13 protein-coding genes are annotated in these 24,896 nt (G+C 73.0%); 4 read left to right on the forward strand and 9 right to left on the reverse strand.

Features of this window, described 5'->3' with window-relative positions:
• Window positions 1–218 precede the first annotated feature (218 nt).
• Together ACZOOI_RS38850 and ACZOOI_RS38855 are read left to right on the forward strand one after the other, a co-directional pair.
• Window positions 219–1,154, forward strand: coding sequence for a LysR family transcriptional regulator (locus ACZOOI_RS38850; RefSeq protein ID WP_465281522.1), 936 nt, complete (start codon window positions 219–221; stop codon window positions 1,152–1,154).
• A gap of 395 nt (window positions 1,155–1,549) precedes the next feature.
• Window positions 1,550–2,047 carry a cupin domain-containing protein gene (locus ACZOOI_RS38855; protein ID WP_391585678.1) on the forward strand — a complete coding sequence of 166 codons (498 nt, stop codon included), beginning with the start codon at window positions 1,550–1,552 and terminating at the stop codon, window positions 2,045–2,047.
• Between the two features lie 155 nt (window positions 2,048–2,202).
• Here the strand turns inward: ACZOOI_RS38855 and ACZOOI_RS38860 are convergent, their stop codons facing one another.
• From ACZOOI_RS38860 to ACZOOI_RS38900, 9 genes are all read right to left on the reverse strand, one after another.
• Window positions 2,203–4,104: a N,N-dimethylformamidase beta subunit family domain-containing protein gene (locus tag ACZOOI_RS38860; RefSeq protein WP_465281523.1), complete on the reverse strand. Its 1,902-nt coding sequence runs from the start codon at window positions 4,102–4,104 to the stop codon at window positions 2,203–2,205.
• On the reverse strand, window positions 4,101–5,564 hold the full coding sequence (locus tag ACZOOI_RS38865; RefSeq protein ID WP_465281524.1) for a condensation domain-containing protein: 1,464 nt from the start codon (window positions 5,562–5,564) through the stop codon (window positions 4,101–4,103). Before ACZOOI_RS38865 ends, ACZOOI_RS38860 begins: the two co-directional genes overlap by 4 nt.
• Window positions 5,557–5,823 (reverse strand): acyl carrier protein, encoded by a 267-nt coding sequence (locus tag ACZOOI_RS38870; protein ID WP_465281525.1) that lies wholly within the window; start codon window positions 5,821–5,823, stop codon window positions 5,557–5,559. Before ACZOOI_RS38870 ends, ACZOOI_RS38865 begins: the two co-directional genes overlap by 8 nt.
• Window positions 5,820–6,038 carry an MbtH family protein gene (locus ACZOOI_RS38875; RefSeq protein WP_465281526.1) on the reverse strand — a complete coding sequence of 73 codons (219 nt, stop codon included), beginning with the start codon at window positions 6,036–6,038 and terminating at the stop codon, window positions 5,820–5,822. Before ACZOOI_RS38875 ends, ACZOOI_RS38870 begins: the two co-directional genes overlap by 4 nt.
• Window positions 6,035–9,229 carry a non-ribosomal peptide synthetase gene (locus ACZOOI_RS38880; protein ID WP_465281527.1) on the reverse strand — a complete coding sequence of 1,065 codons (3,195 nt, stop codon included), beginning with the start codon at window positions 9,227–9,229 and terminating at the stop codon, window positions 6,035–6,037. Before ACZOOI_RS38880 ends, ACZOOI_RS38875 begins: the two co-directional genes overlap by 4 nt.
• Window positions 9,226–10,740, reverse strand: coding sequence for a class I adenylate-forming enzyme family protein (locus tag ACZOOI_RS38885; protein WP_465281528.1), 1,515 nt, complete (start codon window positions 10,738–10,740; stop codon window positions 9,226–9,228). Before ACZOOI_RS38885 ends, ACZOOI_RS38880 begins: the two co-directional genes overlap by 4 nt.
• Window positions 10,737–16,334: an amino acid adenylation domain-containing protein gene (locus ACZOOI_RS38890; RefSeq protein WP_465281529.1), complete on the reverse strand. Its 5,598-nt coding sequence runs from the start codon at window positions 16,332–16,334 to the stop codon at window positions 10,737–10,739. Before ACZOOI_RS38890 ends, ACZOOI_RS38885 begins: the two co-directional genes overlap by 4 nt.
• Window positions 16,331–19,621: an amino acid adenylation domain-containing protein gene (locus tag ACZOOI_RS38895; protein WP_465281530.1), complete on the reverse strand. Its 3,291-nt coding sequence runs from the start codon at window positions 19,619–19,621 to the stop codon at window positions 16,331–16,333. The genes ACZOOI_RS38890 and ACZOOI_RS38895 overlap by 4 nt, the downstream gene beginning before the upstream one ends.
• A gap of 593 nt (window positions 19,622–20,214) precedes the next feature.
• Window positions 20,215–21,453 (reverse strand): ROK family protein, encoded by a 1,239-nt coding sequence (locus ACZOOI_RS38900; RefSeq protein ID WP_465281531.1) that lies wholly within the window; start codon window positions 21,451–21,453, stop codon window positions 20,215–20,217.
• A 305-nt stretch (window positions 21,454–21,758) separates the two neighbouring features.
• Between ACZOOI_RS38900 and ACZOOI_RS38905 the strand changes: the two genes are divergently transcribed.
• Window positions 21,759–23,222 (forward strand): APC family permease, encoded by a 1,464-nt coding sequence (locus ACZOOI_RS38905; protein ID WP_465284136.1) that lies wholly within the window; start codon window positions 21,759–21,761, stop codon window positions 23,220–23,222.
• Window positions 23,219–24,250, forward strand: a complete 1,032-nt coding sequence (locus tag ACZOOI_RS38910; protein ID WP_465281532.1) for an ROK family protein — start codon at window positions 23,219–23,221, stop codon at window positions 24,248–24,250. The genes ACZOOI_RS38905 and ACZOOI_RS38910 overlap by 4 nt, the downstream gene beginning before the upstream one ends.
• The last annotated feature ends 646 nt before the right edge of the window (window positions 24,251–24,896 follow it).

Genomic DNA, 24,896 nt, shown 5'->3' on the forward strand with positions numbered 1-24,896 from the left:
GAAGGCAGGGCCATCGCACGGCGCGGCGCTCGTGCGACGGTCCGAGCCCGCGCGGTCCGGCCGGCAGGGCTCGACACGGACGCACCGCCGAAGCCGGGCTTCGGCGGTAGGAAACGGTGCGAGGACAACCACTGTGCGGCCGCGGCGGATTCGGCTCGACCGGCTGTGCCGCATGCCGCGTTCGGAATATCCGAACGCGCTGCCGAGGTTGTCGGGCCATGGAACTTCGCCAGCTCCGCACGTTCGAGACGGTCACCCGTACCGGGACCGTCACCGCCGCCGCCAACGTGCTCGGCATCGCGCCCTCGTCGGTCTCCGAACAGATCCGGGTTCTGGAGAAGTCGGTCGGCGTCGCGTTGTTCGACCGAGGCCCCAGGGGGATGACGCTCACCTCGGCCGGCGAGCGCATGCGGGAATGGGCGCACCGCCTGCTCGACCAGGCCGAACAGGCCCGCCGCGAGGTCGCCGAGGCCGCGCCGCTGCTGCGGCTGGGCGCGCTGGAGAGCATCGCCGCGACGCACGTGCCCCCGGTGTTGGCCCGGCTCGGCGCGCGCCGGCCCGACCTGCGGGTCCAGGTCCGTTCGGACGGTACGCGCGACGACCTGCTGGCCGCGGTGGCCGCCGGCCGCCTCGATGCCGCCCTGATCCTGGACACCGGTACCTGGCTGGGCGAACTGGGCTTCGAACCACCGCCCGCCGCACTGGCGTTCGTCGACCTGGAGCCGGTCGGACTGGTCCTGGTCGCCGCGCCGGGCCACCCGCTCGGCGGCCGTTCACCGATCGCCGGCGACGATCTGCGCGGCCACCGGCTCCTGGTCAACGCGGCGGCCTGCACGTTCCGGCTGGCCGGCGATCGACTCCTGGGTGCGGAGGTGGAACAGGTCCGGGTCGGCGGCGTGGCGGTCATTCGGGCGTGGGCCGAACAGGGCCTGGGTGTCGCTCTGTTGCCCACCTTCGCGGTCGCCGACCAACTCGCCTCCGGCACGCTGATCCGACTCGCCCTGGACGCCCCCGATCTGTCCCTGCGACTGGTCTGGCGCCCCGACCGGGAGTCCGTCCCCGGCCTGCGCGAAGTGCTCTACGCAGCCGCCGCTCCCACGCCCGGCAACACCCCCGTTCTCGCGAGCACGGTCACCCCGCACACGGCGCCCTGACCCGGGCCTCCCGCCCGCCGGTCGGCCGAGCCGCGTCGGCCGGGGCGGCAGCCCGCCCATCCGGCCCGGGCCTCGCGGGCGGCGGGGTGGCCAGGCCGTGTCCGGCGGCGTTTACGTTCCGCGACTGATGGTCACCCTCCGTTGCGGAGATCGTGGGTCGGAACGTGAGCAGCTGCATCGCGTCGATCGGGCCGAGCCGCAGCAGCGCGCCGGCCAGGCCCCGAAGGTGGTGAGGACGAGCTTCGTGGCAATGCCTTCGTGGTTTCCGTGCCGTCACACGCTTCGATCGCCGGTCGGCCGGAAACTCATCGGTGCGGGAGGGATCCTTCGGAGGTTCCCACCCCGACGGCGAGCCACACACTCCCCGCCCGACACTGCTCACGAGGAGTCACGACATGTCGTATCCCACCTACCCCGAGGCCCGCTACCACGGCGAGGGCGGCGAAGTCAGTGCCCGCTTCCGCCCGGCCGGGCATCCGCCGGAACTGACCACGGCCGGGGCGAGCTTCCACTACCTGGCCACGACCGACTCCACGGACGGCGAGTACGGGCTGTACCGGGTGGACATGCACGCCGTGCCCAGCGGCCCGGGCACGCACTTCCACCGGACCATCTCCGAGTCGTTCTTCGTGCTGTCCGGCACGATCCGGCTGTTCGACGGCAACGCATGGCGCGACGCCAAGGCCGGCGACTTCCTGTACGTGCCCGTCGGCGGCCTGCACGCGTTCCGCAACGAATCCGGCGAGCCGGCCTCGATGCTGCTCCAGTTCGCCCCGGGTGCGCCGCGCGAAGCGTACTTCGAGGGTGTGCCCGAGCTCGCACATCTCACGGACAAGGAGCGTGCGCAGTTCTTCCTGCGGCACGACAACCACTGGGTGGACCTCGGCGGGTAGGGCGAGGGCCCGGCGGTGACCCGCCGGGGGACTGCCGGGTGAGGCCGGGTCGGGGACGCCGGCGCGCCCCGGGGTGGGTGTGGGCCGGGGATGCCGACGGGTCGTGCCGGGACGGGACGTGGGCCGGCGGCGGCCGGGCGTGGTGGGCCGGACACCTACCCTCTCGCCGTGGGCACCGCCGCCCGGCGGCGTACCCGCGAGCCCGGTGCCGTGGCGATCAGGCTGCCTGCGTGGCCGGTGAGTGCCCGGCATGTGTCGGGGGCGGCCGGCTCTCCGGGGAGCGGGGTGAAGGGCGCGGTGGCGGTGATCGGTAGGCGGGTGGACAATCGGCCGCGCCGATCGGCCGCGTACAACCTGCCGTTCATCGCGGTGAGGACGATCGCGCCGCCCGCGGAGCCCAGTTCGCGCCAGGGCGCCGACGCGTCCGGGTCGGTGGGCAGGTCGGCGGCGTACACGTGGTGGAGCGTGTCGTCGGCGCACACCGCGAACAGGCCGCCGTCGCACAGGGCGAGTGCGATCGTGCCGGCCGGCAGCCGGGCCACCCAGGTCCACGGCGCCGGCCCGGTCACCGGCGGCCGACGCAACAGTCGGCCGTCCGCCGTGGCCGCGTACAGCACCAACGGCAGCGGCCCGGACGCCTCGCGCGCCGCCGCCAGTGCCAGCACGGGTCGTGCGGTGCCGATCGTGCGCCACGGCAGGTTCTGCCCGCTCACCTCGCGGCAGACCAGCGCGCCCTCGGTGTCCACCGCGAACAGCACGTCCTCGCAGGCCGCCAGCGCGCGGATGTCGCCGGAGGGCCCGATCACCTCCCATTGCGGCTGCCGGTCCGCGCCGAGCCGATCGAGCACGTTGCGGGTGACCCGGTCCACCACCGGATCGGCCAGCGCACTGCCCCAGTTGATCGTGCCCGCGTTGAACACCGTGCCCGCGCCCAGCCGGAACGTGCCCATCACCGCGTCCCCGCCCTGCCCGTAGCGGGCCCAGTGCCGCAGGTCGGCGGTGGCCAGCACGACGAAGGACGCCGGCGTACCGTCGCGCCCGGTGGCACGGGGCACCCCGCCGCTCCAGTCCAGTTCGGTCGCGTCGGTCTCGTAGCCCAGCGCGCCCTGCGCGAACTTGTCGCCGTCCGCGAGGCCGGTGCCCGCGAACACCCAATGGTCGGTGAACCGGGCGGTGTAGGTCTCCTCCCGGATCACCTTCATGCCCTCGCCCCACGCGCCCGCACCGCGTCGGAAACTGAGCCCGGTCATGCTGTTCTCCGGGCGGTACACCGGAGCGCTGGACCACTCCACGGTGACCCGTTCGGGATCGATCGCCGCCATCGGGTCGGTGACCGCGTCCCGATGGCACACCATGGTGCGCCCGTCGTCCTCCAGACGCATCTGCCACCACGCCGTGTTGGCCGCGAAGATCGCCAGGTTGCCGCCACGGCGAACGAAGTCCTCCACCGTGTCCCGCTGTTCCTTCGACCAGTACTCGTCGTGACCGTTGATCACCAACAGCCGGTAGTGCCCCAGCAGGTCGTCGCCGCCGTGCAGATCCAGACCGGAACAGAACTCGACCCGCCGACCGGTGGCCCGCAACCAGCGCAACAGGCCCTCCTCCCAGCGCTCCGGCGGCGGGCCGCCGCCGGGCCGGTCGAAGGAGACCCGGGCGGCGCGGTCCGGTTGTTCCGCGTAGTACAGGCCCTGTCCGGGCACGCCGGAGCGGTTGTACGCCTGCCAGGTGGCGAACGGTACGGACACCAGGATGCGGGCCGTGGTGCCCGGGCGGGCCGCACGCACCACGAACCACGCCTCGTGGTCCAGCGGTTCGACCCCGGCGAGGGGGGTGCCGTCGTCGAACACGGCCCGGTAGAGCGAGCTGGGCCAGTTCTCGGACACGGCCAACTCCCACAGCACGCCGTCGACTCGGGCGCGGGTGAGCACGCGTCCGGTGGTCGCGTCGATCACCGTGACCTCGCCGTTCACCGGGCCGCCGTCGGTCGAGGCGAGGTGAAAGCGCAGCCGTCCGCCCGCGACCACGGACGTTGCGCCGGCATACGCCAGAACGCTCATGCGACCGGCTCCGCCACCCGCTCCGCGAAGCCGGTCAACGCGCCGATCGGCACCTCCCGTCCGCTCGCCGCACGGATCAACAGGTCCTCCAACGCGACCAGATGCGCCTCCAGCGCATGCACCGGCAGATACGCGGTGTCGCCGGTGACGCTGACCACCAGCGCATCGCCCTCGGAGACCACGTGCATGCAGTACCGGCACGCGATGAACTCGTGCCCGCCCGCCGGTTCGACCCGGCTGTGGCTGCGCGCCGCGTCCAGTTCGGCGGTGGTCGGCGCCGGGCCGGCCGTCGGCGGCCGGTCCACCAGGCGCATGTCGTTGAAGCAGCAGAACGGCCGGATCGGCGTGCCGCGCTCGGCCGCGATCCGCTGCATCAACTCGTTCCACCGATCCGGGTCGTAGCCGGCGCTGCGGTAGGCGCGCAACGACGCCTGCCACGCGGCGGGCAGCAGGTCGGTGAAGTACGCGGCCGGGTCCAGGTCCAGCACGAACAGGCCCTCCTGGGACAGCGTGGTCACCAGGTCGCGGCTGTCCGCACGGAAACGATTGGCCACGATCGGCAACATCACCGCCGTGTCCCGACCACCCGCACGCGCGGCCAACACCGCCGCACCGGCCAGCAGTACCGCGGACGGACTGATCCGGTGCCGCAGCGCGACCGCGTCGGTGGCCCGGGCCAGCGCCGCGGACACCAGGCGCACGGTGCGAAAACGCGGCGCGGCGGGCTCGGCGACCACATCGGCGAACACTGTCGGGGCGATCCGCCGGTAGTGCGTCTCCCAATGCGCCAGCGCCGATTCACCCCGGCGCAGCCCGGTCGCCGAGGACTGCTCATGGGCCAGATCCAGCGGTCCGGCCGAGGTCGGGCCGCCGGCCGAGCCGCGCCGGATCAGCAGCCGCAGGTCGCGCACCAGCACCTCGACGCCGTGCCCGTCGGTGGCCACATGGCACAGGGCGAGTGCCACGTAGCGGACCCGGCCGCCCTGCACGATCAGCCCGGCCCGGATCGGCCACGCGCCGAAGTAGTCGAAGCGGGTCGCGCCGAGCCGCTCCGCCACCGCCGCCGCGACCGTGTCCGCGTCCTCGATCAGCGCGGCCTCGAACACCTGCACCGGCAGGCTGCCCGCCGCGTGCCGGACCTGCCGGGGCTCGCCGTCGCCGGTCACCAGGCGAGTGCGCAACGCGTCGTGCCGCTCCATCAGCCGGCCCAGTGCGGCGCTCGCCTGCGCGACGTCCACCGGCCCGCCGCGATCGGCGATCGGCAACACCCGGGTCATGTTGAAGTAGTGGTCGCTGGGTGCGGTGCGTCGAATGGCCTGCCAGATGGCCCGCTGACCCCAGGTCAGCGGTGCCTCCACCGGGCCGCCCGCGGCGACCGCGAACGGCGCCCGGACCTCGTGCGGGGCCGCGGTCGGATCACCGGCCGCGACCGGGGTTCTCGCCGCGTCGCGCTCAACCATCGCCCACCGCCACGCCCTGCCGGGTCAATCGTTCGACCAGCGTGTCCAGGTCCTCGACGAAGTCCAGATCGGCGTCCAGGTCGAAGAACACGTCGAACTCGCCCTCCAACGCGTCGATCAGCCGCAGGAAGGTCAGCGAACTCACCCCGGCGGCGGTCAACGAGCCCTCGCTGTCCAGCACTTCGCGCGCGCTCACCTCGCCGTCGCTGACCTCGGCGATCAGCGTGGCCACCCGCTCGCGCAACCGCTCCGCACTCATGCCGCGTCCCCGGCCAGGCGCCGGCGCAGGCTCAGCGGACGGATGTCCGGCCAGACCCGGTCGATGTGCGCCGAGCACTCCTCGCGGGTGCCGACGAAGCCGGTGGGTACCCACCCGGCGGGCGGGTCGGTGCGCAGCGGCCACAACGAGTGCTGCTCCTCGTCGTTGACGACCACGCGGTACTGCTCCTCGTTGGTTTCGGTGTCGGTGCTCATCGCTGCTCCTGGAGTTCGCGAATGGCGTCCGTGACGCCGGTGACGGTCGGGGTGTCGAAGAAGACGTCGAGCGGGACCTCGACGCCGAGCCGCTTGCGGATGCGGGCGGCGATCCGGGTGATGGTCAGCGAGTGGCCGCCGAGGTCGAACAGGTCCTCGTCCACGCCGAGATCGTCCAACTGCAGCACCTCGGCCCAGATCGCCCGGACGATCTCGGTGACCTCGTCGGCCGGCGCACCCGGCGATCCGGCGGGATCGGTGGGATCGACCGGTTCGGGGCGGACCGGGACCGGTTCGGGCAACCGGGCGCGGTCCAGCTTGCCGTTGGGGGTGAGCGGAAACGCGTCCAGGACGAGGAAGGTGGTGGGCACCATCGCGGGCGGCAGGGTACGGGCGAGATGGGTCCGCAACCGGTCCGACTTCACCGGTGGTTGCCCGGGTTCGGGGACCACGTAGCCGACCAGGCGGGCGTGTTCGGTGTCCCGGTCGAGCAGCCGGACCGCCGCCTGGGCGATGCCCGGGTGCGCGGCGAGCAGGCTCTCGATCTCGCCCATCTCGATGCGGTGCCCGCGCAGTTTGACCTGCGCGTCGGTGCGGCCGACGTAGTCCAGGCCGCCGCCGGGCGCGTGCCGGACCAGGTCGCCCGTGCGGTAGAGCCGAGCACCGGGCGGCCCGAAGGGGTCGGCCACGAACCGCTCGGCGGTCAGCCCCGGACGGCCCAGGTAGCCGTGCGCCACGCCGTCGCCGCCCAGGAATAGCTCGCCCGGAAGGCCCTCGGGCACCGGGTGCAGCCGGGCATCGAGCACGTACGCGCGGGTGTTGGCCAGCGGGCGGCCGATCCCGGGTGGCTCGTCGGTGTGCAGTTCGGCGTAGGTGGACCACACCGTGGTCTCGGTGGGGCCGTACACGTTGATCAAACGGCCCACCGCGCGGCGCAGTTCGCCGGCCAGTGGGCCGGGCAGCGCCTCGCCGCCGCTGATCGCGGTCAGTCCGGGGCGGTGCAGGCCGGCCGCGAGCAGCACCCGCCAGCCGCTCGGCGTGGCCTGTACGTGGGTGATCGCATACCGCTCCAGGATGGCCAGTTGCGCGGGGCCGTCCCGGTGCCGGTCGTCGGGCACGAGCACCACGCGCGCACCGGTGACCAGCGGCAGCAGAAGTTCGACGGTGGAGATGTCGAAGGACAGCGAGGTCAGTCCGAGCCAGTGGTCGGCCGGGCCGGCGCCGAGCCGGTCGCGCATGCTCGCCAGCAGGTTGGCCAGGGCGTGGTGCGGGACCTCGACGCCCTTGGGCCGGCCGGTGGAGCCGGAGGTGTAGATGACGTAGGCCGGATCGCCCGGTTCGGGCCGGGCCGGCGGTTCCACCGGGGCGGGTTCGGGCCCGAACAGGTCGGGGCCGTACAGATCGGGCCCGGTCAGCACCTGGACCTCGGCGGCGGTGTCGGCGGGGCGTTCGCCGCGGTCGGTGACCAGTGCCGCGATCCGGGCGTCGGCGCGGATGAAGGCGAGCCGCTCGGCCGGATAGCCGGGGTCCAGCGGCAGGTAGGCGGCGCCGGCGGCGAACACGCCGAGTACGGCGGCCACCTGCTCACCGGTGCGTCCCAGTTCGATCGCGACCAGGTCGCCCGCGCCGATGCCGGCCGCGCGCAGCCGCCGGGCGAACAGGTAGGCCGCGGAGGCCACCTGGCGGTAGGTCAGGAACCGACCGGCACACACCACGGCGACTGCGTCGGGGGCGGCCCAGGCGCGGGCGGCGAACAGGTCGACGACGGTGTCCCGGGCCGGGTACGGCGTGTCGGTGGCGTTGTCCGCGTGCAGCACCCGGACCAGTTCGGCCTCGGGCAGCAGCGGCAGGTCGCCGATGGGCAGGTCGGGGTCGGCCAGTGCGGTGGTGAGCAGCGTGACGAAGTGGCCCGGGATGCGCGCGGCCACGGCGGGGGCGAACGCGTCGGTGGGCACGTTCAGCGCGCCGTCGATCCGGTCCCGGCCCTCGACCAGTTGCAGGTGCGCGGTGTTGCGTGCGGTCGGCGGCAGGACGATCCACTCGACCCGCACCTCGACACCAGGGAACACCGGTTCGACCGCTCGGGTGCGTCGCCGGTAGCTCACGGTCAGGTCGGTCAACGCGGTTCTGGGGCCCAGGCCGCGCACGGTGTGGCTGTAGGGCACGTCGCGGAACGCGTAGACGGCCCGCAGTTCCGCGCGCAGTTCGCGGGCGAAGGCGCCGAACTCCTGTTCCGCGCGGGGCCTGGAGGAGACCGGGAGCTCGTTGACGAACAGGCCCACCAGGCGGATGTCGGCCGGCGTGCGGGTGGACAACTCCAGTGCGGTGCGCACCCGCGCGTTGCCGTAGCGAAACAGCAGCGCATGCCAGCCCGCCAGCAGCAGTTCGAAGTGGGTGACGCCCAGGCGCAGCGCGGTCTCTTCCAGTGCGGCGACCGCCTCGGGGCCGAGGGTGAACGGTATCGAGGTGCCCGGCGCGGGTTCGCTGCCGGCGCGCGTACCGGGCAGCAGGCCGGGCAGTACGGCCCGTCCCGGCTCCTCGCGGTGCCTGGCCCACACGCCGGTGCCGTCCGTGACCGGCCGGTCCGGGGCGGTACCGGCCTCGACCGCCTCCGCCGGCCCGCGCGCGTCCGGCGCCGTGCCCGCCGGGTTCGTGCCGTCCCGGGCGGCCCGATAGGCCCGGGCCAGGCCGGCCACGACGATCTCCTTGGAGGTCCCGTCGAAGACCAAGTGATGCGCTGTCACCAGCAGCGTGTGGCGGTCCGGGCCCAGGGTGAACAGGGTGAAGCGCGCCAGAGGCCCGGCGAGCAGGTCGAACGGGCGGGCGAGTTCGGCCCGGATCAGCGCCTCGATCGCGGCGTCGTCGGCCGGCACGCGCCGCATCGGCGCGGGCGCGACCGGCACCAGCCCGGGGACGCCGTCGGCTTCGCCGACGGCCGTCGCGAGCACGGGGTGGCGGGCGATGGTGGCCGCGCAGGCCGCCGCCAGCGCGGTCACGTCCAGCGGGCCGTCGAAGCGCAGCAGCACCGAGAGGTGGTAGGCGGACTCGGCGGGCAGCGTGCGCTCGGTCACCCATACGCCCAACTGGGCGGCGGACAGCGGCGCGAAGGGCGGCTCGGCGGCGAGCGCAGCGGCGGCGGGTGTGCCGTCGCCCTCGGTCGTCGGGGGGATCTGATCGTTGGTGACAGTCATGGTCGGACCTCGTCGTCCAGGAGCCGGCGCAGCTCACGCTTGAGGATCTTGCCGCCCTCGTTGCGCGGCAGGGATTCCCGGAACAGCACGTGTCCGGGCAGTTCGTGTGCGGCGAGGCGCTCCATCAGGAACACCCGCAGCTCGGTCGCGGTCAGATTGCCCAGTGGTACCACCGCCGCCGCGACGGTCATTCCGAGGACGGGATGCGGCACGCCGAAGGCGGCCGCGTCGACGACCGCCGGGTGCTCGTGCAGGGCGTCCTCGACCTGCAGCGTGGAGACCTTGTGGGCCCCGGACTTGATCACGTCGCGCTCGCGGTCGACCAGGTACAGGAAGCCGTCCGCGTCCAGGTAGCCGAGATCACCCATCCGCACCCAACGCCCGGAGAACACCCCGGAATCGCGGTCCTCGCCGTAGTAGGACCTGGGTGTGGTCGGTGAGCGCAGCCACACCTCGCCGGTCTCGCCCACCGGCAACACCCGGCCCGCGTCGTCGGTGACCCGCAGGTCGCGCAGCGACGCGGGCCGCCCGGGCGAGTCGGGGTGTTCGGGATCGAAGAGCATCGTGGTCTGCGCGGGCGCGGCCTCGGTCGAGGTGTAGTAGTTGACGATCTGGGCCTGCGGGAACAGCCGGGACAGGCCCAGCGCGACACTCTGCGGCAGGGCGGCGGCGGTGGAGCCCAGCAGCCGCACGTCGGAGAGGTCGCAGCGGCGCACCTGTTCCGCGCCGAGCAGTTCGATCGCCATCGCCGGGACCACGAACACGCTGCCCACCGCGTGCCGTTCGATCAGCCGGGCGAAGTGGCCGGGAGTGAAGCGCGGCGCGGCGATCGCGGTCGCCTTCGCGTCCAGGGCATTGACCAGCATGGTCTGCCCGGCGTTGGTGCCGACCGGGAACGCGTGCAGGAAGTGCGCCGAGTGGCCCAGCGGGCGCCGGCGGGCGTCCAGCGTGCAGCCGTGCGCGAGGTTGGCGTGCGTTGCGGCCACGCCCTTGGGCGTGCCGGTGGTGCCGGAGGTGTACAGGATCTGGGCGAGGTCGCCGGGTGCGGGCGGCGGGAGTTCGCTTCCGGGGTAGGTCTCGATGTCCTCGACCGGTGCGGTCCAGGCGCCGGTGCCGGCGTCCGGCGGGGTCAGCTCGGCGCGGTGCAGCACGGCCGCGGCTCCGCTGTGCCGCAGCAGGTGCCGCACCTCGGCGGGCGCGAGACGATCCGACATCGGCACCGCGACCGCGCCGGCCCGCTGCGCGCCCAGGTAGGCGGTCGCGTAGTCGATCCAGTCGCCGTTGCCGTACAGCAGCGCGACCCGGTCGCCGTGCCCGATGCCGCGCGTGCTCAGCCCGGCGGCGACGGCGTCGGCGCGTTCGTGCCACGAGCCGAAGGTCAACTTCTCCCGGCCGCTGAGGATCGCGGGTTGCTCCGGCTCCAGCTCGGCGCGGTGGGTGAGCAGCGCGGACAGGCTCTCCGGCGCCCGGCGGGCGGCCGGGACCGGGCGTGGGCGGGTGCCGGTGCTCATCTCGACACCTCCGCGAGGGCGGGCGCCGAATCGGCCGCCCGGGCCCGGAGCCGGCGTTCGCGTTCCTGGATGCCGACCTCGTCGTCCGGTGGTGCGTCCGGCACGTCCCGGTCGAAGCGGGCCAGCACCGGCAGCCGCAGGCCGATCACCACGAGCGCGACCATCGCGGCGCCGAACACCAGGTACAGCAGGCCGATTCCGCGACCCTCGCCGTGGCCGATCACGGTGCCGACGGAGCCTGCGAGCGGCCCGTCGTCGGACATCAACGGCTCGAACAGCTTCGCGCCCAGCGGCGCGATGATCCCGTGCCCGATCGGCAGCGTGGACCACGCGACGAGGGTATTGAGCGCGAACACCCGGCCGTGGAACCGCTGCGGCACCTTGACCTGGACGATGGTCGTGTAGACGCCGTTGACCAGGGACAGGGCGCAGGACATCCCGAAGGCGCCGATGCCGACCACCCACAGGCTCGCATGCAGCCCGGTGAACGCGGACGCGCCGGCCAGGGCGGCCGCCAACCACAACATGCCGCGCAGTCGTTGCCGGCGCGGGCCGCCCCAGAAGCCCATCGCGATGCCGCCGACGATCACCCCGGCGCCGGCCGCCATCGACACCTTTGCGGCCCCGCCGAGCGAGTCGAAGGACAACACCAGCGGCGTGGTGAGCAGGAAAAGCGGTGACAGGAACAGGTTCAGCACCGCGAACCACAACAACATCGCCCGAAAGCCCCGGTGGCGCCAGGAGTAGGTGAAGCCGTGTTTGATCTCCGAGGTCAGCGACTCGCGCCGGCGCCAGGGCAGGGTGCGCGGGAATCTCACGCACGCGATGATGGTGATCGCAATCGCGTAGCTGACCACGTCCAGGATCAGGATGCCGCGCAGGCCGATCCCGGCCATCAGCCCCACCGCGACCAGCGGGACCACGAACTGGGCGACCCCACCGGCCATTTGCACGATGCCGTTGGCGTGTCCGAGGTATTGCTTGGGCACCAGCTGCGGCACCGCCGAGGCGTAGGCCAGGCGCTGGAACGTGAGTGCCATCGACAACGAACCGAGCAACACGTAGATGTGCCACGGATGCAGGTTGCCCGAGGCCAGCAGCAACAACAGCACCCCCTGGGTGCCGCCGGCGGCGATGTCACCGGCAAGCATCACCCTGCGCCGATCCAGCCGGTCCACGATGGCCCCCGCCAACGGGCCGATCAGGATGCCCGGGAGCATCCCGATCACCGCGTACAGGGCGAACCGGCCCATCGAGCCGGTCTCCAGGTAGATCCAGATCGGCAGGGCGAACTCGGTCAGCGCCGAGCCGGTGATCGACACGAGCTGGCTGAACGCGACCAGCAGGAACCGGCCCATCCCGGGCTGGGGTTCGCGTGCTCCGGTGCGCTCGGGCGCTTTTGGATCCCGCGGTGGGCCGGCCGACCCGTGGAACCACCACGGTCCGTCCGCCTCGCGGGTGGGCAGCGCGTCGGTGTTCTCGGCGACCAGGGCGGGGTGTACCCGGGTGATCACCTCGGCCAGGTCGGCGGCGCGATGCTTGAGGAAGAAGTGGCCGGCCTCGTCGAGCATCACCAGGCCGACCCGGTCGGCGATGGCGCGCCATTCGCGAAAGCGTTCCTGGTAGAAGTCCGCGGCCGGGTCGCGGTCGCCCATCACCGACACGATCGGCGCGCGCAGCCGGGGCCTTCGGTCGGACAGCGCCTCGGTGAAGTACTCCTCGGCGGCCACCGAGTCGCGGCGCATGTTGCCGATGATGAACTTCATCTGCTCGCCGTCCAGGTCCGCCATGTCGGCGCCCATCGAGGTGAGCCAGTTGGCGTAGACCCGGTCGCCGAGCAGCGGTTCGAGGGCGGCCACCTTGCTCAGCGTGCTCAGCACCCGGCTCTGCGGGCGGGCGAAGGGGAACTGGGCACCGATGTACACGGCGGCCAACTCGCGTCCTGCCTCCTCCAGTTGCCGGGCCACCGCGACGATCAGCGCGCTGCCGACGCCGCAGTGCCCGTACAGCGCGATCGGCCCCTCGACCCGCTCGCGGATCTCGGCCACGATCCGTCGGGCGAGTTCGTCGAAGGGCAGCCGCTCCTGGGTGACGCCCACGTCGTGGCCGGGGATCGCCACCGACCACAGGTCGTGTGTGTCCGGCAGCGCGTCGGCCAGCGGCTGGTAGACCACCGCGCTGCCGCCGCCGTAGGGCACGCAGACCAGGGACAGGGTGCGGCGTGCGGCCGGGACCGGCTTGGTGAGCCGGTACAACAGCCGGGCCGGGCCGCGTTCGGCCTCGGACAGGGCGGACAGCGCGGCGATCTCGCGGATCGTCTTGTGCGTGAACACGTCCATCACGCTGACGGCGCGCCCGCCGATCTCCGGGAGTTGCCGGCGGGCCCGCGCGACCACCTGGGTGGCCAGCAACGAATGACCGCCCAGGTCGAAGAAGTCGTCGTCGATGCCGACCTCGGGCAGCGCGAGCACATCGCACCAGATCGCGGCGAACAGCAGCTCGGCCGGCGTGCTGGGCGGTGCGTCGGCGGCGCCCCTGGAGCGGCGTGCGGCGGGCGCGGGCAGCGCCTTGCGGTCGAGTTTGCCGCTGGGGGTCAGCGGCAGGGCGGGCAGCGCGACGAACGCGGCGGGCACCATGTAGTCGGGCAGCGTGCGCTTGAGCGCCGCCCGCACACCGTCGGCATCGAACCCGTCCTCGCCGCCGCCGATTTCCGACCCGCCGCCCTCCGACCCGCCGGCTTCGGCGGCTGCGGACCTCGCCGGATCCTCGACCGGGACCACATACGCGGTGATGCGCTTGTCGCCGGGGGTGTCCTCGCGGACCAGCACCGCGGCCTCGTCGATCCCGTGCTGTGCCCGCAACACGGCCTCGATCTCGCCGAGTTCGATGCGCAGGCCGCGCAGCTTGACCTGCCCGTCGAGCCGGCCGAGGAAGGCGAGGGTGCCGTCCGGGCGCCACCGGGCCAGGTCGCCGGTGCGGTAGAGCCGGGCCCCGGGCGGGCCGAACGGGTCCGGTACGAACCGCTCGCCGGTCAGTCCGGGGCGACGGTGGTAGCCCAACGCGACCTGGACACCGCCCAGGTACAACTCGCCGGGCGTGCCCAGCGGCGCGGGCCGCATCGCATCGTCGAGCACGTAGACCAGGGTGTTGTGGATCGGCGCACCGATGGGCACCGCCGCGAGCGGGCCCTCGCATTCCCACGCGGTGACGTCCACGGCGGCCTCGGTGGGCCCGTACAGGTTCGCCAACGCGCAGTGCGGCAGCCGATCGCGGAACGCCCGGGCGGCGTCCGGCGTGAGCTCCTCACCGCTGCACACCACCCGGCGCAGTGTCGTGCAGTGCTCGACGTCCTCCTCGGCCAGGAACACGGTCAACATCGCCGGCACGAAGTGCGCCAGCGTGACGCCCTGTTCGGCGATCACATCGCGCAGGTAGCCGGCGTCCTTGTGCCCGCCGGGGCGGGCCAGGACCAGCCGGGCGCCGGTGGTCAGCGGCCAGAAGAACTCCCACACCGACACGTCGAAGCTCGCCGGGGTCTTCTGCAACACCGCGTCGGTGCCGGTCAGCCGGTAGGCGTCCTGCATCCAGGTGACCCGGTTGACGATGCCGCGATGGGTGTTCGGCACTCCCTTGGGCCGACCGGTGGAGCCGGAGGTGTAGATCAGGTACGCGACGTCGTCGGGCCCGGGCGCGGCGTCGGACAGCGCGCCGGGAGCCGGGTCGGGCCAACCCGCGAGGTCGTCCAGGTACAGGACCCGGGCGGCGCAGTCGGCCGGAACCGGCAGGTCGCGTGCGGTCAGCAAGACCCGCGCGCCCGAATCGGTGAGCATGAACGCGAGCCGCTCGGCCGGGTATTGCGGATCCAACGGGGTATAGCCGGCGCCCGCCCGGAGCACCCCGAGCAGCGCGGCGACCAGTTCGGGCGAGCGCTCGGCGCCGACCGCGACCAGGTCGCCGGCCCGTACGCCCTCGGCCCGCAGGCGGTGTGCCACCCGGTCGGCGGCGGCGTCCAGTTCGCGGTAGGTCAGGGTGCGTTCGTCGAGGGTGACCGCGATCGCGTCGGGGGTGCGGGTGATCTGCTCGGCGATCAGGCTGGCCAGGGTCGCCCCGGTCGGCACCGGCGCGGCGGTGTCGTTCCAGTGGGTCAGCATGCGCTCGCGCTCGTCCGGGTCCAGACCGTCGAGCGTGGAGACCGGGACGTCCGGGCGGTCGGCCAACACCGCGAGCAACCGGCCCAGGTGGCGGCCCAGGCGCGCGATGGTGGGCTCGTCGAACAGGTCGGTGTTGTAGTTGAACGCGCCGCGCAGACCCTCCGGCCACTCCATCAGGAACAGTTCCAGGTCGAAGCGGGTGCCGCCGGCCTGGATCCCGAACACCTCCGCGGACAGCCGCGCACGGTCGCCGTCGGCGTTCGCGGTGGCGTAGTTCTGCACCGCCAGCACCGCCTGGAACACCGGTGAACGGGTCACGTCGCGCGGCACGTTCAGCTCGGTGACCAACTGCGCGAACGGCAACTCTTGGTGCGCGTACGCCTCCAGGCAGGTCTCCCGGGTGCGGTCGAGCAGTTCGGCGAAGGTCGGGTCGCCGTCGGTGCGCGCGCGCAGCGCGAGCACGTTGACGAACATCCCGACCAGGTCCTCGACCTCGGGATGCGGCCGACCGGCGACCGGGGAACCGACCGCGAACGCGCGTTGGCCGCTGTGCCGGGCGAGCACCAGTTGGAAGGCGGCGAGCAGCACCATGTACAAAGTCGCGCCGCGTTCGCGGGCCAGCGAGGCCAGCCGGTCCAGGAGTTCGCGGTCGACCTCGAACGCGTATCCGGCGCCCTCGAAGGTCTGCCGGGCCGGTCGGGGACCGCGCGTGGGCAGTTCGAGCGGCTCGACGCCGGCCAGTTCGGTGCGCCAGTACGCGGTCTCGCGGGCAAGCGTCTCGCCGGTCAGCCGCTCGCGCTGCCAGATGGCGAAGTCGCCGTAGGACACCGCCGGTTCGCTCACCGGAGCGGGACTGCCCGAGGTGTGCTCGGCGTAGCGGGTGAGCACCTCGCGGATCATGATCTCGCTGGACCAGCCGTCGCTGACACTGTGGTGCACGGTCAGCAGCAGCACGTGGTCGTCCGCGGCCGACTCGATCAGCAGGGCGCGGAACAGCGGGCCCTCGGCGAGATCGAACGGTACCGCGATCGCGGCCGAGACCAGCCGCAGCGCCTGCGCCGGATCCGCGGCCTCGGCGCGGGCGAGCGGGACCGGCGCCGGGTCGGCGATCTCCAGGTGCGGCCGACCGTCCTCGTCCACCAGGTAGCGCGAGCGCAGCGTCTCGTGCCGGGCGGCCAGGTCGGTCAGCGCCCGGGTCAGCGCCTCGACGTCGAGCGCACCGCGCAGGCGGCGCGCGATCGGGATGGTGTAGGCGGCCGTTCCGGGTGCGAACTGCTCCATGAACCACAGGCGTTCCTGGGCGTAGGACAGCGGCGGGACGGTGCCTTCGGGGCGGCGGGGGATGACCGGACCGGCGTCGGCGCGTCTGCGCAGTCGTCGTTCCAGGAGTTCACGCTTGGTCGCGGAGAGGGTTGCAGCGCGTGCCGGCGATTCCGTGCTCATGGTTGCGGACGGTTCCTCTCCCGGGAGAGCTCCTGCTCGGCGGTGTCCTCGTCCAGGGCCTCCAGGTCGGCGACCAGGAGGTCTTCGACGGCCGCGGCGAAGCCGGCGAGGGTGCGGTGGGTGAACAGCGTGCGCAGCGGCACGCTCAGGTCGGCGGTGGCGGCGATGCGGGCGACCACGCGGGTGGCGAGCAGCGAGTGGCCGCCGAGTTCGAAGAAGTCGTCGAGGGCGCCGGCCTTGTCCAGACCGAGCACGTCGATCCAGATCTCGGCGATCAGTTCTTCGGCGGCGGTGCGCGGTGCGAGGTAGGCGTGGGTCTGTTCGGCGCGCCGGTCCGGGGCGGGCAGGGCGCGGTGGTCGAGCTTGCCGTTGGGGGTCAGCGGCAACCGGTCCAGCCGGACCAGCGCGTCGGGGACCAGGTGGGCGGGCAGGCGGCCGGCGAGTTCGGTGCGCAACTGCGGGACGGTGAGGTCGGCGTCGGTGACCACGTAGCCCACGAGCGCCTCGTCGCGGGCGATCACCGCGGCCTGGCGCACGCCCGGGCGGGCCAGCAGCGTGGCCTCCACCTCGCCCGGCTCGACCCGATGGCCGCGCACCTTGACCTGGGCGTCCAGTCGGCCGAGGAACTCCAACTGCCCGTCGGGGCGCAGGCGGACCCGGTCGCCGGTGTGGTATCGGCGGGCGCCGGGCGGCCCGTCCGGGTCGGGACGGAAGGCGGCGGCGGTGGCGCCGGGACGACCGAGGTAGCCGTGGGCCAGGCCCGCGCCGCCGATCAGCAGTTCGCCGGCCACCCCCGGCGGCACCGGGTTGCCGTGCGCGTCGGCGACGACGGTGTGGGTGTCGTCGATCGGGGTGCCGATCGGTGGACGGGCGAGGGCGTCGGCCGGGCCCAGATCCGAGGTGGTCGCGATGATCGTGGTCTCGGTGGGGCCGTAGGAGTTGACCACGCGCACCCGATCGCCGAAGCGGGCGCGCCAGGCGGCCACGGCGCCGGGGCGGACCTGGTCGGCGCCCAGCACGAGCAGACGCAGTGCGGGCGGCCAGGCGATGGTGTCGGCGCCGGTCTCGACCAGTTCGTGCCAGTAGGGCGTGGGCAGGTCGAGCACCGTCACGTCGGCCGCGCCGCCCTCGGCGAGCACGTCGGGCAACGTGGCGTCGGGGGCGGGCAGGACCAGCGTGGCGCCGGCCGCCAGGCACGGGTACAGCTCCTCGGCATGGGTGTCGAAGCTCAGCGAGGCGCTCTGCAACACCCGGTCCCGGTCGTGGATTCCGTAGCCGGAGCGCATCCAGCGCACCCGGGCGGCGAGCGCGCCGTGCGGGACCAGTACGCCCTTGGGCGTACCGGTGGAGCCGGAGGTGTAGATCAGGTACGCGGGGTGCTGCGGCCCGAGGTGGACCGGGTCGAGGGGCGGGGGAGGGTCGGCGGTGTCCGCGGCGGGCACGCGCACGACGCGCACGTTCTCGGGCAGCTCGTGCGGGGTTGTGCCGTCGGTGAGCACGACCCGGGTGCCGCTGTCGGCGAGCATGAACGCCAGCCGGGTGGCCGGGTATTCGGGGTCCAGCGGCAGATACGCCGCGCCCGCGCGCCAGGTGGCGAGCATCGCCACGATCGCGTCGGGGCCACGCGGGCACAACACGCCCACGAGATCGCCGGGGCCGATGCCGGCGGCCCGCAGCAGGCGGGCCGCCGCGTCCGTGCGCAGGCCGAGTTCGCGGTAGGTGAGGGTGGCGCCGGGGGCACGCAGCGCGATCCGGTCACCGGGCACCCGGGCGATCGCGGCGGGCACGCTCTCGGCCGGATCGGCGGGTGTGCCCGGGGCGAAGGCGCGCGTGTGCAGCCGGGCGCGATCGGCGGCGGTCAGCAGCGGCAGCAGGTGTACCGGCGTCTCCGGGTCGGCCAGGGCGCCGTGCAACAGGATCTCCAGGCGCGCGGCGAGGCCGGCCACGGTGGACTCGTCGAACAGCGCGGTGCGGTAGCCGAACACGGCGATCAGGTCGTCGCCGGCGCGCCGGATGTCGAGCGAGAGGTCGAACTTGGCGGCCCGATGCCCGCCGTCCTCCTCGACCGCGACCAGGTCGGCGAACCGGTGTTCGGGGCCGGTGTCCCGGTCCTGGGTGTGCACGGTCAGCAGGGTCTGGAACAGCGGTGCGGGAGCGGCCGGATCACGGTTCACCCGCAGCTCGGCGAGCAGTTGTTCGAACGGGATGCGGTCGTGTCCGTAGGCGCCGAGCGCGGTCTTGCGGGTGCGCCGCAGGAGTTCGGCGAAGGTCGGCGTGCCGCGCAGGTCGGCGCGCAACACCAGGGTGTTGGAGAAGTAGCCGATCATCTCCTCGTGTTCGACCTCGCCGCGTCCGGCGATCGGTGCGCCGACCGCGAAGTCGCGCTGTCCGCCGTGCCGGTGCAGCACGGCCTGATAGCCGGCGAGCAGGATCATGAACGGCGTGCAGCGCCGGGCCCGGGCGACGGTGTCAAGCAGCGGGCCGATGCCGGCGAGGCGGCGGGTGTGGAAGGCGGCGGCGGAGCCGGTGTCGGCGGTGCGCGGGCGGTCCAGCGGGAGTTCGAGCGCGGGCAGGTCGGCGAGTTGCCGACGCCAGTAGTCGATCGCCCGGTCGGTGTCCGGGTCGCTTTCGCGTTGGCGGGCGGCGTGGGCGGTGTAGGCGGGCAGTGGTGCGAACACCGGATCGACGCCGTCCCGGTGTGCGCAGTAGCGCAGTTCGAGCTCGCGGCGGAGCAGGTTCAGCGACCAGCCGTCGGCCAGGATGTGGTGCAGCACCACGCACAGCACATGCTCGTCGGCGGCGAGCCGGATCAGGCTCACTCGCAGCGGCGGGGCGACCGCGAGGTCGAAACCCGCGTTGACCCGTTCGCCGAGTACCCGCGCGAGCGCCTCCGCGCCCTGCCCGCTCAGGTCGAGGGTCTCGATCGGGACCGGGCCGGGGGGTTGCACCACCGCGGTCGGTCGACCCTCGTCGTCGGGAAAGCGGGTACGCAGCGCGTCGTGGCGGGCGACGACGCCATCGAACGCGGCGCGCAGCGCATCCGCTCGGAGCGGGCCGCGCAGGCGCAGCAGCCAGGGGATGTTGTACGCGGCGTCGCCGGGCTCGAACCGGTCGAGAAACCACAGCCGTTCCTGACCGAAGGACAACACCCCGGAACGTCCCCCCGGGTCGTGGCCGTGGTCGGATCCGGAGCCGCCGGCTGCTGCCGACCCGGTTCGCCCGGCGCCGTCGGCCGGGTCGAATCGTGCCCCGGACCGGGTGTGGGAAAGCGTTCGTTCGTCGTCCATGTCGACCCCCTCGCCGGCATCGCCCGAGGGACGCGACGCAGCGACCGAACGGCCCCGCCGTCATCCCGTTCCCGGGATCCGACCCGGTGCCGCAGGTCGATTCCCGGCACGGCGGCGCGTCGGGCAACCTGCCGTCGCCCGATCGAATGTCCGCCCCCGTGGCGTGCGTCGGCCACGCTAGGAGTGCCATCGACACAGTGTCAATGGTCTATACCAAACCGAATATTGGTCCAGACCTTGAATCAAGCGGAACGCGCCCGACCGGCCACGGAGACCAACCGGGTGTTCATTGCCCGGGTCGGGTGCGCCGGCCGGAAAACACCCTCGTCCGCGCCTTGCGCACCCGAATTCGACGCCGGCGAGGACCCCGGTGGGCGCCCGGCCGCGCCGGGGGCCGGCACATCGTCCGGGATTCGGCGGGCGGCGTGCCCGGGTCGCCGGCGCGCTCGGATCGTTCGGGCGTTCGGGCCGCTCGGGTCGCCCGAGCTGGTCGGGTCGCTCAGGTCGCTCAGGTTGCTCGGGTCGCCAAGGTCGCCCGGGTCGATCTCGTGAGCGGATCGATCAGCCCGCGTCCACCCGCGGCTGAGCCCGACTCACCCCTGCGCCATCGTGTGGTGGGCGAAGACCCGCTCCCGGGCCGTGGACACCGCCGTGGCGACCGCCCCCGACAGGACCGCCTCCTCGCCCAGACTGCTCGCCGCCACCCGGGGCCGCAGCGGGGTCAACTCGTGCAGCGCGGCGGTCATCGGGCCCATCAGCAGGTCGGCGTTCGCGCCGATCCCGCCGCCCAGCACCACGAGTTCGGGATCGAGCACCGCGGTGACCGCGGCCACCACGTGCGCCAGCCGCTGTGCCTCGTGTCGCACCGCGCCGGCGGCCGGCTCCACCCCGCGCCGCGCCGCGTCGAAGACGCCCTTGGCGGTGAGCGGACCGGTCATGCCCAGCGCCCGGGCGCCGCGCACCACGGCGTCGGCCGAGACCGCGTCCTCCAGCATGCCGCGGCGTGGTACCGGCGCGCTCGCCCCGTGCCCGACCCGGTCCGAGGGCCGCGGCGACAGCGGCAGGAAGCCGATCTCACCGGCGGCGCCCGAGGCCCCGGGGAACAGCCGCCCGTCGGCGACGATGCCCATGCCCAGGCCGGTCCCGACGGTGACGTAGACGAACAGCGGACAACCCACGCCCGCCCCGCTGTGGTATTCGCCCAGTGCCGCGAGGTTGGCGTCGTTGACGATGTCCACGGTGGTGCCCAGCGCGCTCTCCATCCGCCCGCGCAACCCGGGGCGACCCCACCCGGGCAGGTTGACCGCGTAGCGGATCCGGTCCGCCGCGCGGTCGTACACGCCCGGGCAGCCGATCACCGTGTGCACCACGGCGGTCGGTGCCAGGCCCGCGTCGGCCACCACGGTCTGCGCCAGGTCGGTGGCGGTGGCCAGCATCGTCGCCGAGGTGCGGGCCCGGTTGTGCCGGTCCTGGCGGGCCAGCAGTCGGCCGTCCAGGTCGGCGACGGCGACCCGGATCCAGGACCGTCCGACGTCGATCCCCACGACGTAGCCCGCGGTCGGATCCGGTTCGTACAGCAGCGCAGCCCGACCGCGCGCCCCGGTCTCCAGACCCACCGCACGGACCAGCCCGGCGCGTTCCAGCGCCTCCAGCGCGGTGGACACGGTGGGCTTGGACAGGCCGGTGTCACGGGCGAGTTGGGCCCGCGAGATGGGTGCCGCGGCGCGTACCCGGTCGAGGAGCACGCGCTCGTTGATGCTGCGCAGCACGCCCCGGTTCCAGTGCGCCACGGCGGGCGGGTCGTTTTCCGGTGGGATCCCACCTGCGGTCATCGGTTCTCCGTCAGTGGTGTCGAGGTGCTCGCGCCACTGTAACGGCCATGGAAGGGCAAAGATGTGGACCGGATCCGGGCTCACCCTTGACTGGGATTAGTTAAGGAATTTTACTTTACAAACCGGCCGAGCCATGCGCCGGGCCACACCACGAAATCCCTTTTCCCGCACCCCCGTTCCGACTCCCGGTGTCCCTCGGGCGTCCCCTGTTCTGGAGGTTCACGGTGAGCGTCGGCCCAAGAGCGACCACGCCGGACGGCGGATTCGTCCGCCGGATCGGCCTGTTCCAGGCGACCGCGATCAACATGAGTCAGATGTGCGGCATCGGTCCCTTCGTCACCATCCCGCTGATGGTGGGCACCTTCGGCGGCCCGCAGGCCATCCTCGGCTTCCTCGCCGGTGCGCTGCTCGCCCTGGCCGACGGGCTGATCTGGGCCGAGCTCGGCGCGGCCATGCCCGGTGCCGGCGGCACCTACATCTACCTGCGCGAGGCGTTCCAGTACCGCACCGGCCGACTGATGCCGTTCCTGTTCGTCTGGACCGCGATCCTGTTCATCCCGCTGATCATGTCCACCGGCGTGCTGGGCATGGTGCAGTACCTGCAATACCTGTGGCCCTCGATGTCGCAGACCGAGGGCGACTTCGTCGGCGTCGGCGTCGTGCTCCTGGTGGTCCTGCTGCTGTGGCGCAAGATCGAGTCGATCGGCCTGCTGAGCAGCATCATGTGGGTGGTCATGCTGATCAGCGTCGGTGCGGTGATCACCGCGTGCTACACCAACTTCGACGCGGACCTGGCCTTCACCTACCCCGACGGCGCGTTCGACCTGGGCACCACCGGCTTCTGGCTCGCCTTCGTCGGCGGCCTCAACATCGGCATCTACGACTACCTCGGCTACAACACCACCGCCTACCTCGGCGCCGAGATCAAGAGCCCCGGCCGGGTGTTGCCGCGTTCGATCGTCTACTCCATCGTCGGCATCATGGCGATCTACCTGATCATGCAGATCGGCGTGCTCGGGGTCACCGACACCGACACCATCTCCGGCTCCTCCTCGATCGGTTCGCTGGTCCTGGAGAAGGCGTGGGGCAAGGGCGCGGCCCAGACCGTGACCGTACTGATCCTGATCACCGCCTTCGCATCCGTGTTCGCCGGCCTGCTCGGCGGCTCGCGCGTGCCCTACGACGCGGCCCGCGACCGGGTGTTCTTCAAACAGTTCGCCCGACTGCACCCGCGACACCGCTTCCCGACCGTGGGCCTGCTCACCATGGGCGCGGTCACCGCGGCCGGTTTCCTGATCGGCAACCACACCGACTTCAACACGATCATCGTGCTGCTCACCGCGGTGATGGTGATCGTGCAGGCGGTCTCCCAGGTCGCCGCACTGATCGTGCTGCGCCGGCGGCAACCGGGCCTGCACCGGCCGTACCGAATGTGGCTGTACCCGGTGCCGGCCCTGGTCTCGCTGGTCGGATGGATCGCGATCTTCTGCTACGCCGACAAGAACTCGCCCGGACGCCACCCGATCGAGTGGGCACTGGCGTGGGTGGCACTGGGCTGCGCGGCGTTCCTGGTGTGGGCCAGGGTGGAGCGGACCTGGCCGTTCGGCCCACGGGAGATCACCGAGGAGTACCTGAACCGGTCCGGTTCGGGTTCCGGGTCGGATTCCGGTTCGGGTTCCGACTCGGGCTCGCGCTCTGACTCGGGCTCGAACTCCGGTGCGAGCAGCGCCGGTTCGGGTGCGGTCGGCAATGTCGCGGAGCCCGCATGACGGCGCTCCACCGAGGCCGGGCCCCCGGTACTCCCGACTCCGCGCCCGCGCCGGAGCAGGTTTTCGCCTGCTCCGGCCCGGGCGCGGGCGCGGCCTTCGTCTGCGGCATCGACTTCGGCGGCACCAAGATCGCGCTGGCCACCGCGCGTCCCGACGGCACGATATTGGCGAGCGACCGGCTGATCACCGACGCCCGCGAAGGAGCGGTCCAGGCGGTGCGACGCGCGGTGGCGGCGACCCGCGAACTGGTCGCGCACACCGCCGCGACCGCCGGCGGCCACTGCGCGGCCGTCGGCGCGGTCAGCCCGGGCATCGTGCTGCCCGACCGGATCCTGCTCGCGCCCAACGTGCCCGGCTGGCAGGACCTGGCCCTGGCCGCGACGTTGTGCGAGGGGCTGGGCCTGGACCCCGAAAGGGTGGCCGTCGGCAACGACGGCAAGGCCGCCGCACTCGCCGAATCCCGCTGGGGCGCACTGCGGGGCGCGGACCCGGCGATCCTGCTCACCGCCGGCACCGGGATCGCCGCCGCGATCGTGCTGGGTGGGCGGGTCCTGGACGGCGCGCACGGGGCGGCGGGCGAAATCGGTTACCTGCTGCGCGGTCGCGCCGACACCGGATTCGGCGCGGGACGCGCACCCCTGGAGGAGTACGCCTCCGGCATCGGACTGGGCACGCGAGGCAGCGAACTGCTCGGCCGCGAGGTGGACGCCGCCGCGCTGTTCGCCGACCCGGACCCGCGGGTGCGCACGCTGGTCGACGAGGCGTTGGACGAACTGGCCGTACACGTGGCCAACTTGGCGATCACGCTGGACGCGGAGCGGATCGCGGTCACGGGCGGCCTGATGCGCTCCGCTTCGCGTGTGCTGGCCGCGCTTCGGGTGCGGGTGGGGGTGGGGGTGCCGTTTCCGCCCACGGTGGTGCGGGCGCGATTCGTGCAGGATGCGGCGCTTCGGGGGGCCCTCTCGCTGGCCGCGGAACTGTTGCCGCACCTCCCGGGGGCGGTGGCCTCAAGCGCCGGCCGCACTTGAACGCCTTGGCCTCAAGCACTCGACTGGGCCGGGCTGGTTCGCCTCATGCGCCGGCGGGGCTGGGTGGCCTCATGCGCCGGCCGGGCTGGTTCGCCTCAAGCGCCGGCGGGGCTGGGTGGCCTCAAACGCCGGCCGGGCTGCTTGGCCTCAAGCGCCGGCGGGGCTGTTTGGCCTCATGCGCCGGCGGGGCTGAGTGGCCTCAAGCGCCGGCCGGGCTATTTGGCCTCATGCGCCGGCGGGGCTGTTTGGCCTCATGCGCCGGCGGGGCTGTTTGGCCTCATGCGCCGGCCGGGCTGCTTGGCCTCAAACGCCAGCCGGGCTATTTGGCCTCAAACGCCGGCAGGGCTGGGTTCGCCTCAAGCGCCGGCGGGGCTGAGTGGCCTCATGCGCCGCTCGGGCTGAGTGGTTTCGTGTGGTGGACGGGCTGGGTTTGCCTTGAGGGACGGTGGGGAGGGGCTCTTGGGTTTGTGTGGGTTGTGGTTGGGGGGTGTTGCGAACGGACTGTGTTGGTCGTTGTGTTCGTCCGGGCGTCGACGAGGGTGCGACTTGGTCGGATGCTTGGGGGCTGCTGGGGTCCGGGACTGTCCCGGCTCCGTTGTTTGGCTCGTGGTGCTGGAGCCGATTGGGGCTTGCGGCTTGGGGCTGG

It is taken from the genome of Embleya sp. L77 (assembly GCF_055557415.1).

Excerpts from the sequence above, each read along its gene's own strand:
- ACZOOI_RS38910 (WP_465281532.1), top strand. The coding sequence starts at position 23,219 with ATGACGGCGCTCCACCGAGGCCGGGCCCCCGGTACTCCCGACTCCGCG.
- ACZOOI_RS38870 (WP_465281525.1), bottom strand. The coding sequence starts at position 5,823 with ATGAGTGCGGAGCGGTTGCGCGAGCGGGTGGCCACGCTGATCGCCGAG.
- ACZOOI_RS38900 (WP_465281531.1), bottom strand. The coding sequence starts at position 21,453 with ATGACCGCAGGTGGGATCCCACCGGAAAACGACCCGCCCGCCGTGGCG.
- ACZOOI_RS38885 (WP_465281528.1), bottom strand. The coding sequence starts at position 10,740 with ATGAGCACCGGCACCCGCCCACGCCCGGTCCCGGCCGCCCGCCGGGCG.
- ACZOOI_RS38875 (WP_465281526.1), bottom strand. The coding sequence starts at position 6,038 with ATGAGCACCGACACCGAAACCAACGAGGAGCAGTACCGCGTGGTCGTC.
- ACZOOI_RS38865 (WP_465281524.1), bottom strand. The coding sequence starts at position 5,564 with ATGGTTGAGCGCGACGCGGCGAGAACCCCGGTCGCGGCCGGTGATCCG.
- ACZOOI_RS38895 (WP_465281530.1), bottom strand. The coding sequence starts at position 19,621 with ATGGACGACGAACGAACGCTTTCCCACACCCGGTCCGGGGCACGATTC.
- ACZOOI_RS38860 (WP_465281523.1), bottom strand. The coding sequence starts at position 4,104 with ATGAGCGTTCTGGCGTATGCCGGCGCAACGTCCGTGGTCGCGGGCGGA.
- ACZOOI_RS38855 (WP_391585678.1), top strand. The coding sequence starts at position 1,550 with ATGTCGTATCCCACCTACCCCGAGGCCCGCTACCACGGCGAGGGCGGC.
- ACZOOI_RS38850 (WP_465281522.1), top strand. The coding sequence starts at position 219 with ATGGAACTTCGCCAGCTCCGCACGTTCGAGACGGTCACCCGTACCGGG.
- ACZOOI_RS38880 (WP_465281527.1), bottom strand. The coding sequence starts at position 9,229 with ATGACTGTCACCAACGATCAGATCCCCCCGACGACCGAGGGCGACGGC.
- ACZOOI_RS38890 (WP_465281529.1), bottom strand. The coding sequence starts at position 16,334 with ATGAGCACGGAATCGCCGGCACGCGCTGCAACCCTCTCCGCGACCAAG.
- ACZOOI_RS38905 (WP_465284136.1), top strand. The coding sequence starts at position 21,759 with ATGAGTCAGATGTGCGGCATCGGTCCCTTCGTCACCATCCCGCTGATG.